Below are 384 nucleotides of genomic sequence, written 5' to 3' on the forward strand. Positions count from 1 at the left end.
ACTAAATCCAACTATTAACTATGAAGCTTATACTGGTAGATGACAATGCGATATTCCGGGACAATCTGAAAATGTACCTGGAGATTGAGTTAAACCATAAAGTAATTGCAGAAGCATCAAGTGGAGAGGAATTTCTGAAATTACAAAACATAGCGGAAGCAGAAGTGATACTGATGGATATCAACATGGGAGCCATCAACGGACTGGAGGCGACTCAGCTTATTTTAAGAGAATTTCATCACTTAAAAATCATTGCAGTTACGTTTGACATTCAAAATTCATTTTTACGAAGAATTATTGAATCGGGGTTTAAAGGCTTCGTAAATAAAACGGATGTCTACAAAATGCTAAATTCCACTTTAGAAGATGTGTACAATGGGAAAT

The 384-nt window shown here is 35.4% G+C and carries 1 protein-coding gene; it reads left to right on the forward strand.

The annotated features are described in order from the left end of the window. Positions 1-71: 71 nt before the first annotated feature. Positions 72-384 (forward strand): response regulator transcription factor (locus C6366_RS19100; protein ID WP_233248606.1); only part of this gene is annotated, 313 nt, incomplete at its 3' end.

This window comes from Desulfonatronum sp. SC1 (genome assembly GCF_003046795.1).
Taxonomy (GTDB): domain Bacteria; phylum Desulfobacterota; class Desulfovibrionia; order Desulfovibrionales; family Desulfonatronaceae; genus Desulfonatronum.